The 21,764-nt window shown below is 45.1% G+C and carries 9 protein-coding genes and 1 pseudogene; 2 read left to right on the top strand and 8 right to left on the bottom strand.

All coding sequences use genetic code 11. The features are described 5' to 3' along the window. Window positions 1–42: 42 nt before the first annotated feature. Window positions 43–1,107: a uroporphyrinogen decarboxylase gene (hemE, locus tag L865_RS0111270; protein WP_028773334.1), complete on the bottom strand. Its 1,065-nt coding sequence runs from the start codon at window positions 1,105–1,107 to the stop codon at window positions 43–45. 930 nt (window positions 1,108–2,037) lie between these two features. Here hemE and L865_RS0111265 point away from each other — a divergent pair. Next, window positions 2,038–2,505 carry an Rsd/AlgQ family anti-sigma factor gene (locus L865_RS0111265; RefSeq protein WP_028773333.1) on the top strand — a complete coding sequence of 156 codons (468 nt, stop codon included), beginning with the start codon at window positions 2,038–2,040 and terminating at the stop codon, window positions 2,503–2,505. A 106-nt stretch (window positions 2,506–2,611) separates the two neighbouring features. On the opposite strand, the gene acnB is transcribed toward L865_RS0111265, so the two are convergent. Then, window positions 2,612–5,209: a bifunctional aconitate hydratase 2/2-methylisocitrate dehydratase gene (acnB, locus tag L865_RS0111260; protein ID WP_028773332.1), complete on the bottom strand. Its 2,598-nt coding sequence runs from the start codon at window positions 5,207–5,209 to the stop codon at window positions 2,612–2,614. Between the two features lie 392 nt (window positions 5,210–5,601). On the opposite strand from acnB, the gene hxpB reads away from it, so the two are divergent. Continuing rightward, window positions 5,602–6,276 (top strand): hexitol phosphatase HxpB, encoded by a 675-nt coding sequence (gene hxpB, locus L865_RS0111255; protein WP_028773331.1) that lies wholly within the window; start codon window positions 5,602–5,604, stop codon window positions 6,274–6,276. A 114-nt stretch (window positions 6,277–6,390) separates the two neighbouring features. On the opposite strand, the gene L865_RS0111250 is transcribed toward hxpB, so the two are convergent. From L865_RS0111250 to aceE, 6 genes and pseudogenes are all read right to left on the bottom strand, one after another. Next, the gene (locus L865_RS0111250) at window positions 6,391–8,445 is read right to left on the bottom strand and encodes a M13 family metallopeptidase (RefSeq protein WP_028773330.1); all 2,055 of its coding nucleotides are present in this window, start codon (window positions 8,443–8,445) and stop codon (window positions 6,391–6,393) included. Window positions 8,446–8,545: 100 nt separating this feature from the next. Then, window positions 8,546–10,762: a patatin-like phospholipase family protein gene (locus tag L865_RS0111245; protein WP_425423630.1), complete on the bottom strand. Its 2,217-nt coding sequence runs from the start codon at window positions 10,760–10,762 to the stop codon at window positions 8,546–8,548. 86 nt (window positions 10,763–10,848) lie between these two features. Then, window positions 10,849–15,300: pseudogene (locus tag L865_RS26070) on the bottom strand (EAL domain-containing protein). 212 nt (window positions 15,301–15,512) lie between these two features. Then, window positions 15,513–16,943, bottom strand: coding sequence for a dihydrolipoyl dehydrogenase (gene lpdA / locus L865_RS0111235; protein ID WP_028773328.1), 1,431 nt, complete (start codon window positions 16,941–16,943; stop codon window positions 15,513–15,515). Window positions 16,944–17,082: 139 nt separating this feature from the next. Further along, on the bottom strand, window positions 17,083–19,026 hold the full coding sequence (gene aceF / locus L865_RS0111230) for a dihydrolipoyllysine-residue acetyltransferase (RefSeq protein WP_028773327.1): 1,944 nt from the start codon (window positions 19,024–19,026) through the stop codon (window positions 17,083–17,085). Window positions 19,027–19,037: 11 nt separating this feature from the next. Continuing rightward, the gene (gene aceE, locus L865_RS0111225) at window positions 19,038–21,701 is read right to left on the bottom strand and encodes a pyruvate dehydrogenase (acetyl-transferring), homodimeric type (RefSeq protein WP_028773326.1); all 2,664 of its coding nucleotides are present in this window, start codon (window positions 21,699–21,701) and stop codon (window positions 19,038–19,040) included. Window positions 21,702–21,764: the final 63 nt, after the last annotated feature.

Raw genomic sequence — 21,764 nt, 5'->3', positions numbered from 1 at the left:
AAAAAAGCCCGCAATAGCGGGCTTTTTTAGCTAAGTAAAGTATTACTTATGATACTTAGGCGATAACTCGTGCACAGAGTTAATGAATGCACCGGCATGCTCTGGATTAACATGCTGATGGATACCATGACCTAAGTTAAATACATGGCCTGTACCTTCACCGTAAGATGATAGGATTTGATCCACTTCTTGATGAATACGCTCAGGCGTACCATAAAGGACTGAAGGATCCATATTACCTTGAAGGGCAACTTTCTCACCCACACGGCGACGTGCATCACCAATGTCTACTGTCCAGTCTAGACCCAATGCATCACAACCTGTTTCAGCCATCGCTTCTAGCCATAAACCGCCACCTTTGGTGAACAAGGTAACAGGCACTTGGCGACCGTCAGCATGACGAGTTAAGCCATCAACAATTTTTTGCATGTAACGCAATGAGAATTCACGGTATGCGTGGTGAGATAATGCCCCCCCCCATGAATCAAAGATCATGAGAGACTGCGCACCGTTAGCAACTTGTGCATTAAGGTATGATGTCACTGAATCAGCAAGCTTATCTAGCAGCATGTGCAATGTTGCTGGCTCTTCGTAAGCCATCTTTTTGATCTTTTCAAAAGTCTTGCTTGAACCACCTTCAACCATATAGGTTGCTAGTGTCCATGGCGAACCAGAGAAACCAATCAGTGGCACGTCACCTTTAAGCTCACGGCGAATGGTGCTTACAGCATCCATGACATATTTTAGTTCGATTTCTGGATCGGGTACGCATAGCTTTTTGATCGAATCGATAGTGTCAGTTGGACGCTCAAAACGTGGACCTTCACCGGTTTCGAAGTAAAGACCTAGGCCCATCGCATCAGGAATAGTCAGAATATCTGAGAATAGGATAGCCGCATCAAGATCATAGCGACGTAGAGGCTGCAAGGTCACTTCACAAGCTAGCTCTTTGTTTTTACACAGAGACATAAAGTCGCCAGCTTCAGCACGCGTCGCTTTATATTCTGGAAGATAACGGCCGGCTTGGCGCATCATCCAAATAGGAGTTCTATCGACAGGCTGTTTTAATAACGCACGTAAATAACGATCATTCTTTAATTCTGCCATTTGGCTTTATTCCTAACTTGTTGTGATATCCGCATGGGTCGGTAGTTTAGCATTTGCGAGAATAAAGTAACCAGTGTCTATACATTTATGTGACAAAAGCCGCTGCATATTTGTTTGAAGTCGATATAAGACACGTTTTTTACAAAATAGTGAGATTTATTGGCAAATAGCACTAATTATTTTGTGGGTATTTGTGCGCAGATTGAAAGAAAAAAGTTGCACGGCTATGCAGCCTTTGGTATAAAAAGTCTGCGCTAGCAAGAACAATCAAGAAGCTCGTCGCATCGAGCCCGTAAAAACTTTCCTCGCCCAGCGATAGATTTCTATCGCTGGGCATTTTATTTTTAAGCCTTTAAAACAGTCAATTACTTAACAAAACTCATCCAAATCAACCACCACAATAGCCCTTGTGTTAGCAGATATAGATGGCGTATCTCGCAGTTGAACATCAGCTTTTATTGCTGGTGTATCTTAAATTGAGCCATCAACTAATACCAATCAGTATAAACATTTAGTCACTCAGCGAGAGGTTAGCGGTTCTGAGGTAAGGCAACGAGTGAAGAGCATAGTTATTCTACGGTTAAGCTCGTTAACACAGTATCAGAATCGCTAATACTCGCCATTCTGGCGCGTTTTTGGCTGCCTACTTCTGCGTTGAATAATTTCACAAGGGAACAACCATTGTTTCAATCATTCGCCTTGAATTAGTTTGCCCAAAGCGCGCTGAGTAGATCAAATTCTTATACTGATTGGTATAACTGGCAGAAATATCTTTGTATACTGCAAACTGCAGATAACACGCCGCTGCCGCTTATGATAACGGCAGCACTACGACTAAAATATCAGCGAATATTGGTCGAAAGTGGTTGATCAAACCAGTCATTCTCACCTACATTAGATCTTAAGGACGAATACTTAATGGGGAAAGTCATGCTCAGACAGTTAGAAAAAGTCGAACAGAAATGGGGCGGCGCTAACACGCTGATCGATCAGTGGCTCAACCATCGTCGTAAACTGCTGATTAAATACTGTCAAATCGCAGGCATTCCACCCTATGAGTCTACCGAAAACTCCTTACCAGCAGTCACCACAGTAAAAGCGTTTTGTGACGTGTTAATGGATTACGTTTCCGAAGGTCACTTTGAAGTCTATGATCGCGTCGTTACCGCTTGTGAAAAAAATGGTGAGTCGAGTCAATCTTTGGCACAAAATTTAGTACCAAAAATCAGCGAAACCACAGATATGGCACTGGATTTCAACGATAAATATACTGCAGCTGAAGACGATAAAATTCTCTATCAACTGGATAAAGACCTATCTTCATTAGGCCATGCAATGGAAACCCGTTTTGAGTTAGAAGACAAACTGCTAGAAGTACTGCACGCTAACCATTCATAGCGCATTATTTGCTGTTCATTGCCGTTCAACAGCGAAGTTATTCCACCGATTAATATCAATAAAAAAGGCCAGCTAGTTAGCTGGCCTTTTTCGATATGATATTAACTTAAACCGCTGATTGGAAAATCACATTATCCGCTTTATCGGTATAAGACTTAATCTCATCAAAGTTCAAGTAACGGTAAGTGTCAGCTGCCGTAGCATCTAACTCTTTAGCGTATGTTTGATACTCATCAGGTGAAGGCAAACGGCCCAGTAGTGCAGCAACGGCGGCAAGCTCAGCAGATGCCAAGTAGACATTGGCGCCAGTACCCAGACGGTTCGGGAAGTTACGTGTTGATGTCGACACCACGGTTGAGTTTTCTGCAACACGGGCTTGGTTACCCATACACAGTGAACAACCAGGGATTTCAATACGCGCACCAACTCGTCCAAAGATAGCGTAGTAGCCTTCTTCAGTAAGCTGGTCTTTATCCATCTTAGTGGGTGGTGCGATCCATAGACGAGTTGGCAATGTCTTAGCAAACTTGTCTAGCATCTTACCTGTGGCACGGAAGTGACCGATGTTAGTCATACAAGAACCAACGAACACTTCGTCAATCTTAGTATCAACCACTGAAGATAGCAGTACCGCATCATCTGGATCGTTTGGTGCACAAAGAATGGGTTCTTTGATATCGTTCAAATCGATCTCGATAACTTCTGCGTACTCTGCATCGCTATCAGCTTCCATTAGCTCTGGATTAGCAATCCACTCTTGCATCGATTGAATACGACGCTCGATTGTACGACGGTCACCATAGCCTTCGCTGATCATCCACTTCAACATCACAATGTTAGAGTTCAAGTATTCGATGATAGGTGCTTTATCTAGCTTAATAGTACAACCTGCGGCGCTACGCTCTGCTGATGCATCAGATAGCTCAAATGCTTGTTCTACTTTCAGGTGCTCTAGACCTTCAATTTCTAGAACACGACCAGAGAAGGCGTTGATTTTGCCTTTCTTCTCAACGGTCAGTAGACCCATTTCAATCGCTTTATGTGGAATAGCATGTACAAGGTCACGTAACGTGATACCTGGCTGCATTTCACCTTTAAAGCGAACCAAAATTGATTCAGGCATATCTAATGGCATAACACCGGTCGCAGCAGCAAATGCGACTAGACCAGAGCCTGCAGGGAAAGAGATACCAATTGGGAAACGCGTATGAGAATCACCACCAGTACCCACAGTATCAGGCAGTAGCATACGGTTTAACCAAGAGTGAATAACACCATCACCTGGGCGTAGCGAAACACCACCACGGTTCATGATGAAATCAGGCAGTGTTTGATGCGTATTAACATCAACAGGCTTTGGATAAGCTGCAGTGTGACAGAATGACTGCATGGTCAAATCAGCACTGAAACCAAGACAAGCGAGATCTTTTAGCTCATCACGGGTCATCGGGCCTGTGGTATCTTGCGAACCAACCGAAGTCATCTTAGGCTCACAGTATTGGCCAGGACGGATACCCGTAACGCCACATGCTTTACCTACCATTTTCTGTGCAAGGGTATAACCTTTACCTGTGTCTGCAACGTCACCTGGACGCACAAATACATCAGAAATATCTAGGCCTAAAGTTTCACGAGCACGGTCAGTTAGACCACGACCGATGATAAGTGGAATACGGCCACCAGCACGGACTTCATCTAGCAGGACTTCCGTTTTCAGTGAAAACTCAGAAATCACTTCGCCAGTGCTGTTTGACTTAACCACACCTTCGTATGGGTAGATATCAATCACATCACCCATGTTCATTTTGCTTACATCTAGCTCAATCGGCAGTGCGCCCGCATCTTCCATCGTATTGAAGAAGATAGGTGCAATCTTACCACCTAGGCAGAAACCACCAGCACGCTTGTTAGGCACATTAGGGATATCATCACCCATGAACCACAGCACAGAGTTAGTCGCTGATTTACGTGAAGAACCCGTACCGACAACATCACCAACATAAACCAGTGGGTGACCTTTGCCCTTTAATGCTTCGATTTCTTTGATTGGACCAACTACGCCCGCTTCGTCAGGCACAATACCGTCACGAGCATTCTTTAGCATGGCTAATGCGTGCAGTGGGATATCTGGGCGTGACCATGCATCAGGTGCAGGAGAGAGATCATCGGTATTAGTTTCACCGGTGACTTTGAACACAGTCAAAGTGATTTTTTCAGCCAGTTTTGGACGGTTTAGGAACCAGTCTGCATTGGCCCATGACTCAACAACCTGCTTAGCAGCGGCATTGCCAGCCTGCATCTTCTCTACCACGTCATGGTAAGCGTCAAACATCAATAGCGTGTTTGATAGCGCCTTAACAGCTAATGGGGCTTTAGCGTTGTCATCTAACTGGGCAATAAGTGGCTCAATGTTATAACCACCTTGCATAGTACCAAGCAGCTCAACAGCGCGCTCAGCAGAAAGAATTGGAGAAGTGACATCACCTTTAGCTACCGCGTCGAGAAAACCTGCTTTTACGTAAGCGGCTTCATCAACACCTGGTGGAATGCGGTTTTCAAGCAGATCGATAATGACCGCTTCTTCACCCGCTGGTGGGTTTTTAACTAATTCAACTAGCTCGGCCACTTGATGGGCATCGAGTGGTTTAGGGACTACGCCCTCTGCAGCACGTTCTTCGACGTGTTTACGATATGCTTCTAGCACGGCAACATTCCTCTTTGTTTGGCGTTCTAACAGCGAAACTGCACGTCTTCACATTTGAAGCTGACAGTCCGGCAGGCTCTACCCTTTTTACTGGCTGGCATTATACACCAGCTTTGAAAAAGTATGAATCAGATCACACTCTTGCTGAGTAAAATATCCTCATGGCTCACAGGGATACCGCCCTAGCCTACTCCCCTAATGAAAAAAAGCTATTAGACATTCAGCGAAAACAGCATAAATTATTGATTAAATTTAATTTATCATAATAGCCACTTTGATTTTTTATCATTAAAATCGCTGAAATACTCTATAATTAGCTAGTAAAATAAACAATAAATGATACAAATAGCGACTACTATTCACCGTAGTTATAACGAAGATAGGAAATGACTATGACTTCAAACAAGATCAAAGCCGTTATTTTTGACATGGATGGGGTATTGATCGATTCTGAATCCAGCTGGCAGCAAGCCGAGTTTGAAACAATGCAAGCATTGGGTTTGCCGATTACTTACCAAGATACTTTGCAAACCACAGGCTTAAGAATCGATCAGGTCGTTCACTATTGGTATCAGCGATATCCATGGGCTAATTATGACAATGCAGCCACAGCTAAAGCGATTGTTGATAGTGTTGTCGCAGACATTAATCTTCGCGGCCAAGCAATGAAAGGCGTTGTTGACGCCCTCAATTATTGTCGTGAACAGGGCTATAAGATCGGTCTGGCCACCTCATCTTCCTCTGCAATTATCAGTGCTGTTTTAAACAAACTATCGATTGCTAAGTATTTTGACGCAATGCAATCTGCTGAAAGCTTAGCATTCGGCAAACCCCACCCAGAAGTTTATATCCTCTGCGCCCAACAGCTAGATACTCCCTTTCATCAATGCATCGCGATTGAGGACTCATTCAATGGCCTGATAGCTGCGAAAGCCGCCAATATGCAGACCTGTATCATTCCAGCCGCAGAGCAAGGCAGCCTAAGCCGTTGGCAAATTGCTGACAGTCAGCTAAACAACTTAGACCAGCTTATCCCCTTATTGCAGCAAAATACCAAACCGTCTTAGGCAGTAACCGCTAGGCGGCACTGCATTTACTGCGACCAATATTTGTGTGGTGAATATAAAAAGCCCACTCATATGAGTGGGCTTGTCACTGTTATTGACCATAACCTATTGTACTTACCAAATCTTAACCCGCTGCTCTGGTGCTAAGTACATTTTATCGCCCTGCTGTACACCAAATGCCTCGTAAAATGCGGGGATATTTCTCGGTGTTCCCATCGCTCGGAAATGACTGGGAGAGTGCGAGTCAGTAAGCAATCGGCGACCCAGCTCTTCATCTCGATAATTGCGGCGCCACACCTGTGACCATCCAATAAATACTCGCTGTTCACCGGTAAAGCCATCAATAACTGGCGCAGGTTGACCATTTAAGCTCAATTTATAGGAGCGAGCAGCTACAGTCAGCCCACCTAAATCACCAATGTTTTCGCCAAGGGTTAAATCACCATTGACGAACTTACCAGGCAAGGCTTCATACTTGGCATATTGCGCCGACAGTTGTGCACCACGTTTTTGGAACTCTTGACGATCTTTATCTGACCACCAGTTACGTAAGTTGCCATCGCCATCATACTTAGCACCTTGATCATCAAAACCATGACTGATCTCATGCCCAATCACGGCACCAATACCACCGTAGTTAATGGCATCATCGGCGTCCATATTAAAAAATGGCGGTTGTAAAATTGCAGCAGGGAATACAATTTCATTCATGACCGGGTTGTAGTACGCATTCACGGTTTGCGGTGTCATATACCATTCAGTGCGATCAATGGGTTTGCCTAATTTATCAAGCATCGATTGATACTCAAATAACGCATAACGCTGGTAGTTACCCACTAGATCATCAGCTTTGATCTGCAGATTAGTGTAATCTTTCCATTTATCTGGGTAGCCAATCTTATAGGTAAACTTAGATAGCTTTTCCTGGGCGGCAATTTTGGTCTCAGGCGTCATCCATTCCAGTTCATTGATGCTGACTTCAAAACCTTTAATCAAATTCTGAATCAGCTGCTCCATGCGTGCTTTGGCTTCTGGTTTGAAATGTTGCTTCACATACTCTTTACCCACCAGTTCGCCAATAACCTGATCGGCTGCATCGACCGCTTTTTTCCAACGCGGTTTTTGCTCTTCAATCCCCATTAGGGTTTTACTGTGAAAGGCAAAATGTAAATCAACCATCTCTTTGTTCAACAGCTCGGCATAGCTATCAACAAGATGAAACGCTAAATAATCCTGCCACTGTGCCACTGAATAGTCGGTAAACTTCTCACCAAACTTGGCTAAGTATGAGGGCTGACGCACAATCACATCTTCAACTTTTTCAACATCGGCACCGACAGCAAATTGCACAAAGTCAAAATTAACCACCATCTCTTGCAACGCTTGCTTGGTCATTTTGTTATAACTTTTGTTGGCATCACGTGACTCGACACGGCTCCACTGGCTTTGGGCAATAAAAGTCTCTATTTGCTCGACACTATTTGCTGCTCGCTGTGGATCGGCATAATCGGTTTTAGCCAGTAGCTGGGTGACATAGTTTTTTAGTGCCGCCCGATTAGCAACGAACTTTTCATCATCTTTAAGGTAATAATCGCGGTCGGGTAAAGTGAGGCCTGACTGATATATATACACTGCGTATTCACTGGAGTTTTTAGCATCATTATTAACATAAAACCCAAATGGCATACTGGTCCCGCTAATCAGCATACTGCCCATTAGCGTAGCAATATCGTTATGATCTTTCGCCAATGCAATTTCACTCAATGCGTCATTAAGCGGGGTAACACCGAGCTTTTCAACTAGTGCTTCATCCATATAACTGGCATAGAAGTCACCCACTTTCTGCTCGCTTGACCCTGGCGCTTTGTTCGGTGTGGCTGCCGCTGCTTCGATAATAGTCTTTAGCACATTTTGGCTTCGCTCATACAGAACAGAAAAAGCACCGTAATTTGATTTGTCTGCCGGTATGGGGGTATTTGCTAGCCAATGGCCATTAACACTGTAGTAAAAGTCATCTTGATGACGTACCTCGGTATCGAAATTTTGTTGTTCAACACCTGAGACTTTTACCGATGTGGATGCAACGGTCTCATTCGGCTCGTTACTGCTACAGGCCAGTAGCCCTAAACTTAATGCTACCCCAATCGCTAACTTACTTGCTCGATTCATTGTCACTCCCCAATCTCCTTGTGATGAACTAGTCCCATTTAGCAAGCTTGCAAACCACATTCAGCATTACGATAAATAGGCCAATTTGTACAATAAGTTATTACCAGTTTTTACCTACAAACAAAAAGATAGTGTACTCGCCATCATCCGTCCAACCGTAGCCTAAAGCAACCGGCCCCGCGCTGGTGTCTGTGCCTAAATAAAGACTCCCACCAAATATCAAATCATCAATATCGACACTGTCGCGATAATCCCAAATATTACCCGCCTCTAAGCTGGTACCGAGATACAGCGGATAATCTGTCATCCCTAACGCATCACGGCCTAAATCATATTGATATACCACAGCGCCAAATACCTTGTGCGGGCCCACTAGTGCATCTTTTCGGTACCCAGATAGATTTAAGAAACCACCTAGTTCAGATACATGTACTGAGGCGCCGCTGTCCTTATCTACCGTGGCAAATGATGCTTTACCAACAATGGCATGGTTGCCTAGATTCAATGCGCCCCGCCAATCGGCTTCTATTTGCAATGAATCTGTTGACGGCTCAATCAAACCAAGTTGTGGCGAGTTTTCATGGCGATAATAGATGTTAAGGCTAAAGCGGTTACCGCTAGTTGGAAAACTAATGCTGTCTAAATTATCGAAACCAAATTTGAGGTAGCCACCGACAGAGTCATAATCAGGAGACTCAACAAACAGCTCATTTTCAAGCTTGCCTTGCTCGCCAGTGATCCCCAGCTCAATGATGCCCTCTTTAATAAAGTTATAGCCTAGGCCTATATCGCCACGGAAATTAGTTTGCTCGAGGAATAACACCCGGCTGTTATCATCGTAAATATTCCAATCTTTTTTCTCATAGCTCAGTTGAATTCGAGAATAAAAGCGCTGTTCAATATCTAAAGGTTGATAAAATTCCGACGACAAAAACTTTTCATAACCTAAGCGCAATTCATTACGCCACTCACCACCAAGCTGAGTGAGGTTGGTCATGGTGTAGGCTACATCTAATGACACGTAGGAGTCTAAGCTAAAGTCATCTTCCCAACTAAAGCCCAATTGGAAATAGTTAGGTCCCCACGATTTTGCTTTGGTTTCCACAGTGAGGACTCGCCCTTCGGCCGTGTCGATAAATTCCGCATTCACTCGTTCAAACTTGTCGAGTGAATACAGTTCAGCAAGCGCAGCCTCTAACTGGGCACTATTAACGACATCGCCCTCGACAATACCCAGAGTTTCCCGCAATAGCGTTTCGCTAACATTGGCATCGTTATTAAACTTAATAGCCACAATAGGACTATTGATCTCATCGACCCATTGTTCACTGGCTTTGTTACGGTGGGCAATATAGCTATCATAAGAAGGCTGACTTGCAGAGAGTGTCTTGAGCTTATCGATTTGTGCTAATGCGGCTGCTTTACCTTCGGCGTAGGCTGCCGGCATGACGGAAAAGTCGGTGGTGCTCATTGCGCCCACATCAGGGCGAATAAGTATATCGGCATCAGTTAGTAGCGCTTTTTGTCTCACCGTGCTGGCGTTAGTCAACATGGTAGATAACTGATTGAGTACCGCTATCGTACTGCCTAACTCATCGCGCTTAACCAATGAAGAGCCTATGTCCACCGCAATAACAATATCGGCGCCCATATTCTTCACCACATCAACAGGCATGTTGTTGGCGATACCACCATCCACCACAATTTTGCCTTCGTATTCCGCAGCCTGCAATGCACCAGGCACCGAGGCTGATGCCTGCATCGCTTTAACAATGCTGCCTTTATTCATCACCACAGGTAAGCTTGTTTCTAAATCCGTTGCCACGGCACGATAGGGAATAGCTAGCTCATCAAAATGGCCAAACTGTTTGACTAAGTCGGTGGATCTTTGCAGCAAGGTCGACATCGTTTGCCCACGTAATAAACCATTGGGCATCTTCACTTCGCCATCACCGTAGCCCATATTTATAGGAATATTAAAACGGTCGCGGTGCTGCTTTTCTCGGTAGCTTAGTGCCTGTCTTGGAATGGTATCTGAGTAACCATCATTCCAATTCTCACCCAGCATAATCTCTTCGATCTCTTTGGCGCTATAGCCTAACGCGTACATGCCGCCGACATAGGCACCGATACTCGTACCAGCAATGTAATCAACCGGAATTCGATGCTCTTCCAACACTTTCAGTACAGCGACATGGGCCGAGCCTTTCGCCCCCCCACCGCTGAGCGCTAGGCCAATTTTTGGCCTCACTTCTTCAGCCATAACGGGTGTTAGACACAGAAAACTAGTGAGAAAAGCACAAATGATACGCTGCATAAGGAATCTTTTAATCATTGTTATACAAAACTCCAACATTCTAGCAAATATCTATTGCTACCGTTAGTTTTGCAGAATAAATACAGTTACTTGCTTTGCTGGTTGATGTAGTCTTCGAAAGCTTTGGCCGGCAAGGGTTTAGAGAAATAATACCCTTGAATGATGTAACAGCCACGGCTAAATACTTGCTCTAGTTGCTCCTGAGTTTCCACGCCCTCAGCAACAACAGTCAACTTTAGGTTTCGCGCAAGCTCAATAATACTGCTGGCAATGGCCTGATCAGCCTCATTGGTGGCAATATCAATCAAGAATGAACGGTCGATTTTCAACGTATTAACGTCAAAGTGACGCAAATAGGCTAAAGAAGAATAGCCAGTACCAAAATCATCAATAGCGACTTCAATGCCAATTTCACGGAGATCTTTTAGGTGTGATTGAGCAATTTACAGCTCTTTCATCAACACTCCCTCGGTGATCTCAAAACTCAGTAGCTTAGGCGACAGACCCGTATCAGCAAGGACTCGCTTCACCCCTTGGATAAAATCAGGTTGTCTAAACTGCACTGCAGAAATATTGATAGAGATACAAAAATCCGTCATCAACCCCGACTGCCATTTAGCCGCTTGCTGACATGCTTCTTGTAACACCCAGCGATCAATATCGATAATCAGCCCACAAGACTCGGCGACTTTAATAAAGATATCTGGTCGAATATACCCTTCTTGTGGATGCCTCCAGCGCAGCAATGCTTCCATGCCGATGACTTTGTCATCTTTGATGATGTCTATTTGTGGCTGGTAATGCAGTTCAAATTCATTGCGCTCAATGGCTTTGCGTAAATCCGCTTCCAGCTTGAGATGGTATAGTGCTTCGCTGTTTCGCTCTGATGAGAAATACTGAAAATTACCGCGACCTTCTTCTTTAGCGTGGTACATCGCCTGATCGGCATTTTTAATCAGGGTCTCAGGCTGACGTGCATCATCCGGCCATAAACTCACGCCAATACTGGTAGAGATATAGAATTCTCGACCGTACAGCTCGAAGGGCTTTTCAATCTGCTGCAGCAGTTGCTCACATAAATGGTTTATCTCATCAACACTGTCGACATCATGCAGTAAGATGACGAACTCATCACCACCAAAACGGCATAACGTATGACCATCATCAACACAGGACTGCAATCGATTCGCCGCTTCCACCAGCAGGGCATCGCCCATACTATGGCCATATGAATCATTGACGTTTTTGAATCTGTCTAAATCTAAAAATAGCAGAGCGAGCTTTTCGCCATTACGCTCGGCGCGATGAATAGCTTGTGTCAGCCGACTGGAAAACAAAGACCGATTCGTTAAGCCAGTAAGCACGTCATAATTGGCCAATCTGCGTAAATCGGCCTCGGTACGTTTACGTTCGGTGATATCAGAGAAAACCGCAACGTAATGAGTAATATTGCCTTTCTGATCCAGCATAGTAGAGAGGTTTAACCACACTGGGCAAGCGTGTTTATCGGCACAAATAAACTCGCGCTCACCGGTCCACGAGACCCCTTGATTAAGCAAAGTCGCCACTTCATCACTCTGACCTTCTCCATCATTAACTAACTGAGAAAAGCTCAGCTCAAGTAACGCACTTTCTGTAAAGCCTAAAATCAGCTGCGCGGCCTGATTGGACACTTTAACTTGTTCATTGGCGTCTAAAATCAATACCCCTTCAGACGTGTTACCAAATGCTTGCGCCAGTAACTTTGCATCGTCCTCAAGCTTTCTCTTTGCGGTGATATCCGCGTAGATACCCGCAACTTTGAGTACCTCACCGCTAGATGAGTCGACCACAATCGGTCGCCCTCTAACACGTGTCCAGCCCCAGGTTTTGTCCGGTTTTCGGTAGCGATATTCGACATCAAATTTGGCATCAACTTTAGTTAGCAATCGCTGCCAAGCGGCATAGACATGTGCCTTATCTTCAGGGTGGATGGGCAGGTTTTCTACATCCAACTTGATATTGCCCGGCGTCGAGGTGAAATGTTCAGTTTGATTTTCTAAAGTAAAGAGTTGACTGTCACTGCGCCACTCCCACAGCTCAGAATCACTGCCTTTAAGTGACTGCCTAAGTCGCACTTCACTTTCTACTAAGGCGCGATTGACCTTAATAAACGCACTTAGCTGACGTTGACGCGCGATAATGATACCGATACAGATCAGCAAAGAACCGAAAACCAACAACGCCTTAAACCAGGTAGTCTTCCACCATATTTGCTCTACCTTAAAAGGGAAGACATAGGGTTCTTGTGCCCAAATACCATTTTGCTGACTAAGCGCTTCTAAGACATAACCACCGGCATTCAGCTCGGAAATGTTTATCTGCGATTGACCCGAGAGCATCACATACTCTTTATCAAACTCACCATTTTGTTCTCGCAGGCGGTATTTGATGACTAAAGGCTGATCATCGAGGTAGTCCATACTGGTTAGCTGAAAACTGATCATGCTAGCATTGGGTTTAACCACTAAATTGGGCTGTGGCACCAAGTGCATTTCATTATTGTCGGGATACAATACCGACACAGCCTCTAAAAACACCCCATCGTGCGAAAGTCGATTATTCAATTTATCAGGCGCAATTAACATCACGCCGTCCGGCGTACCTACATATAACCCTTGGCTTGGCTCATAAAAGTAAGCACCGTCATTGAGCTCATCGCCAAATAGACCATCTTCTTCCTCTAGCACTAAAATATCATCAGTGGCGATCTGTTGACGAATAATCGAGTTAAGACAACCTATCAATCTATAATCCGTTGTCGGTTGAATAAAGTACACGCTGCCGCAATCCACCTGCCAACTATCGGTCAGCCACAGAGATTCACCACTGGCGATGTCATACTCCATTAATCCGGTGGATGCCCCAACCCAGAGCTTATTCTCGCCAATAGATTCAATATAATTTACATCGACCAAACGATCGGGTTCAGAGAAAATTTCAAATCGTGACTGGAGTTTACCGTCATCACCTATAAAACCAAATATTGCCGCCCCAGCAAGCCACAGCTTTCCATCTGCACTACGATGGACGTTGCGTATATCGGGGCGCTCAAACTGCTGTTGTTCACTCGCTAGCGGAAATGCTTGCACGTTCTTCGTGCCCCTATCCCAATAGAATAGTCCACCAGCCGTAGCAAACCACCAACGCTCAGGCATGGTGGGATCACGATAACTGGTATAAACCACTTTATGCTCAAGCGAGGTATTGCCATCTGTCCAGCTTGCAAAGCGCTGTGACTCAAATGTGTTGATATTAACCGTGAACAAACCATTGGTGGTTGAGAGTAATAAATGTGCTTCATCAAGTTGAGCAATTCTATAAATGCTATCGTTGAGCGCTATCCCCTCGGGAATAATCGTCAAGCTACCCGGCACACCTTGTTCAACCCGTATTAGGCCATTGTCGGTACCGAACCAAAGGTGGTTATCAGTGGCGAAGATTGACCAAATCATTTCGTCACTAAGCTGATAAGGTTTTGAATTAGAAAAACGCTCCAGCAAAAATTCTGGCCGATCGGTGATGACTGCAAGGGATTCGCCTGAGCCACCAACCCAAATCACATTATTGCCATCAATAGCAATGTCATAGATGTAATCAATGTCAGCAATATTTTTAAGCTCATCACTAAAAATTGTCACGGCATTGGTGCTCGGTTGCCATTTAATCAACCCTTTACGACTTGCCAACCAGTAGTTACCCTGACTATCTTCGGTCATACGTGAAATGTAATAAGGTAACGACTTTACCGGTGAAAAACCTAATTCAGTGAGGCTTAATTGATACAGCCCATCACTAGAGGTAAACCATATTTTTCCTTGCTTATCTTGATAAATAGAGCGAATTACCCCCATGGAATCTTGCCACGGTAATACCGCTTCTAGTTCACCTTTTGCACCACGCAATTGCACTTGATGTCCATTGGAGACCAAGATTTTTCCTTGAGGCAAACTTTGTAACTGGTTCCACGGTTGATCTGGTAAGACGGGTAAATAATTGATGCTGGTCAGGCTAAGTTTGGCGTAGGAAAACTCAGCCAGCTCGCCATCTTCAAACAGCAATAGCCAGTTATCACCTTGCCGATGCGAGATGCCAGCTAGACTACGGGGTTTATGTTCAGGAAGCAGTGATTGACTGCCAAATTGCAGGAATTGATCGTTAACGATGTCATACAGATAAACATGGGCAAAATTAGCTAACAACAAATGCTCAGCACTTAAGCGCCGGATGGTATATACATGGCCATCACTGATGCGACTGTCCATACCAATCATATCAATACGCCGCACTCGGCTGTTACTAACGCGGTACAAACCTTCTTCTGTAGCTACCCAAGTGTAACCATAGTCATCAAATTCAATATCATTGACGGTGGCATTTACCAGCCCATCGCGCTCGCCAAAAACTCGCTGCACGAGATCAGAGGCTTGCAATGCAGAAAGTGGCATAACCAGCAGTAATAGCAGAATTAATAATTTATGAACTATTGTTATTATCATTTGGCTCTTAACTCATAAACTTATGATTAATGTAGCAGCTCGATACGTTTAATTCACCTGCAATGTTGCGCTATTTTTATACATTGTTAATTGCTACGGGTTTGAACCTAGTTGTCTCAACTTCACCCAAACGTTGAAAAATGGGGAAACAGGATATTATAGGTATAAAAAAAGCGCTCTATGAGCGCTTTTTCAACAACGAATAAGAGAAATTATTTTTTCTTCTTTTTCGCTTTTGGATTGGGTAAATCTGTAATTGAGCCTTCATAAATCTCGGCCGCTAAACCAACAGATTCGTGTAGCGTAGGATGTGCGTGAACTGTTAATGCTAAATCTTCAGCATCACAACCCATCTCAATAGCTAGGCCGATTTCGCCCAGTAGCTCACCACCATTAACGCCAACAATCGCTCCACCAATAACACGGTGAGTCTCTTTATCGAAGATTAACTTAGTCATACCATCTGAGCAATCAGAGGCAATTGCACGGCCACTTGCTGCCCATGGGAAAGTCGCTGTTTCGTAGGCAACACCTTGCTCTTTCGCTTCTTTCTCAGTTAGACCAACCCACGCCACCTCTGGGTCAGTGTAGGCAATTGATGGAATCACTTTAGGATCGAAGAAGTGCTTCATGCCTGAGATAACTTCAGCAGCAACGTGACCTTCATGCACACCTTTGTGCGCCAACATTGGCTGGCCAACAATATCACCAATCGCATAGATGTTAGGAACATTGGTACGCATCTGCTTATCAACGTTGATGAAACCACGCTCATCAATATTCACACCGGCTTTGTCTGCATCAATTAGCTTACCGTTAGGCGTACGACCAATAGCCACTAAAACAGCATCATAGCGTACAGGTTCAGCTGGTGCCTTCTTGCCTTCCATTGAAACGTAGATACCGTCATCTTTTGCTTCAACAGCAGTGACTTTAGTTTCTAAGATTAGGTTGAATTTCTTCTTAATCTTCTTGGTATAAACGCGAACGATATCTTTGTCGGCTGCAGGAATAACCTGATCAAACATCTCAACAACATCAATCTCGCTACCTAGCGATGAGTATACTGTACCCATTTCTAGACCAATGATACCGCCACCCATAACAAGCAGCTTACCTGGCACTTCTTTAAGCTCAAGCGCATCAGTTGAATCCCAAATACGTGGGTCTTCATGAGGAATAAATGGCAATTGGATTGGACGAGAACCCGCAGCAATAATCGCGTGTTCAAAGTGAATCACTTTAACCCCATCTTCGCCGGCAACTTCAAGCGTATTAGGGCCAGTGAACTTACCTAAGCCGTTAACCACGTCAACTTTACGCATTTTAGACATACCGCCTAAACCGCCAGTTAGCTGACCAATAACGCTAGTTTTAAATTCACGCAGTTTGTCTAAATCAATTTGTGGCTCGCCAAATACCACGCCGTGACTTGCAACAGCTTTGGCTTCTTCAATGACTTTAGACACATGCAACAATGCTTTTGATGGGATGCAGCCTACGTTTAGACATACACCGCCAAGCGTGCTAAAACGCTCAACAATAACGGTATCTAGACCTAAGTCAGCAGCACGAAAAGCGGCTGAATAGCCCGCAGGACCTGCACCTAAAACTACTACCTGAGTTTTAATTTCGTTACTCATGTTTTCCTCTATTCTTTCTCATTCCGTCGGGAATAGTGTCTGCCCAACGTGTTATGACGCCAGCTTTTTGTAAGGTGGCCGCATTTTAACCTGTCAGTCTTGTAAACAAAAGGCCACTCAACATGAGTAGCCTTCATCATTACAAAATAAGTGTACGTATGTCGGACAGCATACTTGACAGTGTCACGCTAAAGCGTGCTGCCATCGCACCGTCAATCACACGATGATCATAAGATAATGATAGTGGCAACATTAGCTTAGGTTCAAAGTCTTTACCATTCCACTTAGGTTTAATCTCGGATTTAGATACACCAAGAATCGCCACATCTGGATAATTAACAATTGGCGTAAACGCTGTACCACCAATGCCACCTAGGCTCGAAATAGTAAAGCAGCTGCCTTGCATATCGGCCGCTTTCAACTTGCCATCACGGGCCTTAACCGAAATTTCCATCAGTTCAGCAGAAAGCTCATGAATGCCTTTCTTGTCGACATCGCGAACAACTGGCACCACTAGGCCGTTAGGCGTATCAACCGCGACACCAATGTGATAGTACTTTTTCTTAATCAGTGATTCACCGTCAGCACTTAAACTCGCGTTAAACACTGGGAACTGCTGCAGTGCTTTCGCTACCGCCTTCATCATAAACACCAACGGCGTGATCTTAATACCCAGCTTTTGCTTGGCAGCCACTTCGTTTTGCTGTTTACGGAATGCTTCCATTTCGGTGATATCAGCTTCATCAAACTGAGTTACATGTGGAATCGTCACCCAGTTGCGATGCAAGTTAGGACCAGAAATTTTCTGGATACGCGTCAAAGGTACTTCTTCAACTTCACCAAACTTAGCAAAATCGACTTTCGGTGCTGCAATCACTTGCAAACCACCTTCACCACCACTCACACTCGTTGCTGCTGAGGCTTTAGGACGCGATAACTCATACTTGATGAACGCTTGTACGTCTTCTTTCAAAATACGCCCTTTACGGCCTGTACCTTGAACACGACTCAAATCAGCACCAAATTCACGCGCTAAACGACGTACAGCTGGTGAAGCATGTACTGCACCCGTCTTAGGGGCACTGCCAGCATGTGGATGATGCGGCACTGGTGGTTTTGACGCTGGGGCAGGCGCTGCCGGTGTGCTCGCTTGGGGCGCTGGAGCCGGAGCAGCTGGCGCCGCCGCAACAGGCGCTGAAGATTGCGTTTCAATCGTCGCAATAATGCTGCCTTGCGATACTTTATCGCCTACATTAACTGTTACCGAGACCAGCTTACCCGCGAAAGGTGCAGGTACTTCCATGGTCGCTTTATCGGTTTCAAGAGTGATGAGGCCGGTATCGACATCGATGTCGTCACCCGCAGCCACCAGCACTTCAATAACATCGACATTCTCTGCATCACCAATGTCAGGTACTGCAATCTCTTTCACTTCTGCTACAGCAGCAGTTGGTGCGGGTGATGCTGTCGCGGCGACTTCAGTTGGGGCTGGCGCGGCAGCGGCTGCACCAGTTTCTAACATGAGTACCAATGAACCCTGTGATACTTTGTCACCAACAACCACTTTAAGCTCTTTAACCACACCTGCTGCAGGCGCCGGTACTTCCATGGTTGCTTTGTCAGTTTCTAAAGTAATCAAGCCGGTATCAACATCAATGCTGTCACCAACAGCAACAAGCACTTCAATGATATCGACATTTTCAGCGTCACCAATATCGGGCACCGTCACTTCAACAACTTGGGTGCCACTCGCAGCTGGTGCTGCCGGTGCAGGTGCTGCAGCGACAGGAGCTTGAGCGGGTGTTTCGACCGGTGCTGGCGCTTCGGCCGGTGCCGGAGCAGCGGCTTCCGTACTCATCATGGCAATCAAGCAGCCTTCAGACACCGTATCACCAACAGCGACTTTTAGCTCAGCGAGTTTACCGGCAAACGGCGCAGGAATATCCATTGTCGCCTTGTCACTCTCAACCGTAATAATTGATTCTTCGGCATCAAGGTTATCGCCTACAGCAGCACAAATTTCAATAACTTGTACTTCATCCCCACCAATATCGGGGACTAAAATTTCTTTTAATTCAGCCATTTTAATTTCCCTTATGCGTATTGTGGGTTGATTTTGTCAACATCAATACCATACTCAGCGATGGCTTTGCTAAGCACATCAACAGGTAGCTCACCACGGTCTACAAGCGACTTAAGCGAAGCGATAACAATGAACTTGGCGTCAACTTCAAAGTGGTGACGTAAGTTCTCACGGCTATCACTGCGGCCGAAACCATCGGTGCCCAGCACTTTGTAATCTGTTGGCACGTAAGCACGTAATTGCTCGCCATATATCTTCATGTAATCGGTGGCAACAATCGCTGGTGCATCTTTTGACAGCACCTCTGCAATATATGGCACTTTAGGCGTCGCAGTCGGGTGCAGCATATTGTAACGCTCGGTTGCTTGACCATCGCGTGTTAGCTCGTTAAAGCTGGTAACACTGAACACGTCTGTTGTGATGCCAAAGTCTTTCGATAGTGCTACAGCCGCTTTACGCACTTGCTCTAAAATGGTACCGCTACCCATTAACTGCACAGCACCTTTGCCGCTACCTTTAAGGGTTTCTAGCTTGTAGATACCTTTCACAATGCCTTCTTCACTACCTTCTGGCATGGCAAGCTGTTCGTAGTTCTCGTTCATGGTGGTGAGATAGTAGAAAACATCTTCCTGCTCGCCGTACATGCGACGGATACCATCTTGAACAATCACTGCAATCTCATAACCATAAGTCGGGTCATAAGAAATACAATTCGGAATGGTGTTCGCTAGCACATGGCTGTGACCATCTTGGTGCTGCAGACCTTCTCCGTTCAAGGTTGTACGACCTGATGTTCCACCGACCATGAAACCACGTGCTCGCATATCACCCGCAGCCCAAGCCATGTCACCGATACGTTGGAAACCAAACATTGAGTAATAGATGTAGAATGGAATCATTGGGGTATCGTTAACAGAATAACTGGTTGCTGCAGCAACCCACGATGACATTGCACCGAGTTCGTTAATCCCTTCTTGTAATACCTGGCCAGACTTATCTTCGCGATAGTAAGCCACCTGATCTGAATCTTGCGGTTCGTACTTTTGGCCTTCATGGGCGTAAATACCCACCTGACGGAAAAGACCTTCCATACCGAAAGTACGCGCTTCATCAGGAATGATAGGCACGATATTCTTACCGATCTTCTTATCTTTAAGTAGCGCAGTCAGAATACGAACAAATGACATGGTGCTAGAGATTTGACGACCATTAGAGCCTTTAAGCACTGAGTCAAAAATCTTCAATGAAGGAACTTCTAGCTCTTCGCTAAACTTCTCAAGACGCTTAGGCATTGCCCCGTGCAGCGACTCACGGCGCGCTTTTAGGTATTTAACCTCTTCAGAATCCGCACCTGGGTGGTAATACGGAATATCTTCTAGCTGATCATCACTGATTGGGATGTTAAAACGGTCGCGGAAGTACTTAAGCGAATCAACGCCCATTTTCTTCACGTTATGTGCAATGTTCTTACCTTCACCAGCATCACCCATACCGTAACCTTTTACGGTTTTAGCTAAGATAACCGTTGGGCGACCTTTGGTGTTTTTAGCATGCTGTAGCGCTGCGTAAATTTTCACTGGGTCGTGACCACCACGGTTTAAACGCCAAATGTCATCATCAGACATATTAGCAACCATTTCAGCAGTTTCTGGGTACTTACCAAAGAAGTGTTCACGGGTATACGCACCACCTTTGGCTTTACAGTTTTGGTATTCACCGTCAACCGTTTCTTCCATTAGCTGCAGTAGTTTACCGCTAGTGTCGCGCGCTAATAGTGGGTCCCAATAACGACCCCAAATCACTTTCACAGCTTCCCAGCCGGCACCACGGAATTCACCTTCAAGCTCTTGGATAATCTTACCGTTACCACGAACAGGACCATCAAGGCGCTGCAGGTTACAGTTAACAATAAAGACTAAGTTATCCAACTCTTCACGTGCCGCTAGACCAATTGCACCTAAGGTTTCTGGCTCGTCACACTCACCATCACCTAAGAAGCAATATACGGTTTGCTCAGAACAATCTTTTAAGCCACGGTCAGTTAAGTATTTCAGGAATCGGGCCTGATAGATGGCTTGAATAGGGCCAAGGCCCATAGATACCGTTGGGAACTGCCAGTAATCAGGCATAAGTTTAGGATGTGGGTACGAAGATAAACCTTTTCCATCAACTTCTTGACGGAAACCATTCATTTGATCTTCGCTGATACGTCCTTCTAGGAAAGAGCGTGAATAAATACCCGGTGCGATGTGACCTTGATAGTAAACTAAATCACCACCATCTTTCTCATTTGGTGCACGGAAGAAGTGGTTAAAACACACATCGTAGATAGTGGCACTAGAAGCAAAACTAGAAATGTGGCCGCCAAGCTCAAGATCTTTTTTCGAGCCGCGTAATACCATCGCCAAAGCATTCCAACGCACGATAGCACGAATGCGACGCTCCATTTCTTGGTCGCCAGGCATATGCGGCTCTTGGCCCGCAGGAATGGTATTAAGATAAGCTGTGGTCGCTTTATATGGAAGATGAGTTCCGTTTCGGCGCGCTTTATCAATTAGCTTCTCAAGTAAGTAATGAGCCCGTTCTGGCCCTTCTTGCTCAAGTACAGCTTGTAAAGAATCAACCCACTCTTGGGTTTCCAACGGATCTAAATCTTGTAGCATATGTTCAGACATTTCGCAGTCCTTCCCTATATACAATAGTAATGTTATGAATTAATTATTAAAAACACTGTTCAG

The organism is Shewanella waksmanii ATCC BAA-643 (assembly GCF_000518805.1).
In the GTDB taxonomy this organism is placed as follows: domain Bacteria; phylum Pseudomonadota; class Gammaproteobacteria; order Enterobacterales; family Shewanellaceae; genus Shewanella; species Shewanella waksmanii.
This window is presented reverse-complemented; position numbering and strand designations above follow the sequence as displayed.

Coding starts and splice junctions, on each gene's coding strand:
- L865_RS0111265 (WP_028773333.1), top strand. CDS start 2,038: ATGCTCAGACAGTTAGAAAAAGTCGAACAGAAATGGGGCGGCGCTAAC.
- hxpB (WP_028773331.1), top strand. CDS start 5,602: ATGACTTCAAACAAGATCAAAGCCGTTATTTTTGACATGGATGGGGTA.
- aceF (WP_028773327.1), bottom strand. CDS start 19,026: ATGGCTGAATTAAAAGAAATTTTAGTCCCCGATATTGGTGGGGATGAA.
- lpdA (WP_028773328.1), bottom strand. CDS start 16,943: ATGAGTAACGAAATTAAAACTCAGGTAGTAGTTTTAGGTGCAGGTCCT.
- L865_RS0111245 (WP_425423630.1), bottom strand. CDS start 10,762: ATGCAGCGTATCATTTGTGCTTTTCTCACTAGTTTTCTGTGTCTAACA.
- aceE (WP_028773326.1), bottom strand. CDS start 21,701: ATGTCTGAACATATGCTACAAGATTTAGATCCGTTGGAAACCCAAGAG.
- L865_RS0111250 (WP_028773330.1), bottom strand. CDS start 8,445: ATGAATCGAGCAAGTAAGTTAGCGATTGGGGTAGCATTAAGTTTAGGG.
- hemE (WP_028773334.1), bottom strand. CDS start 1,107: ATGGCAGAATTAAAGAATGATCGTTATTTACGTGCGTTATTAAAACAG.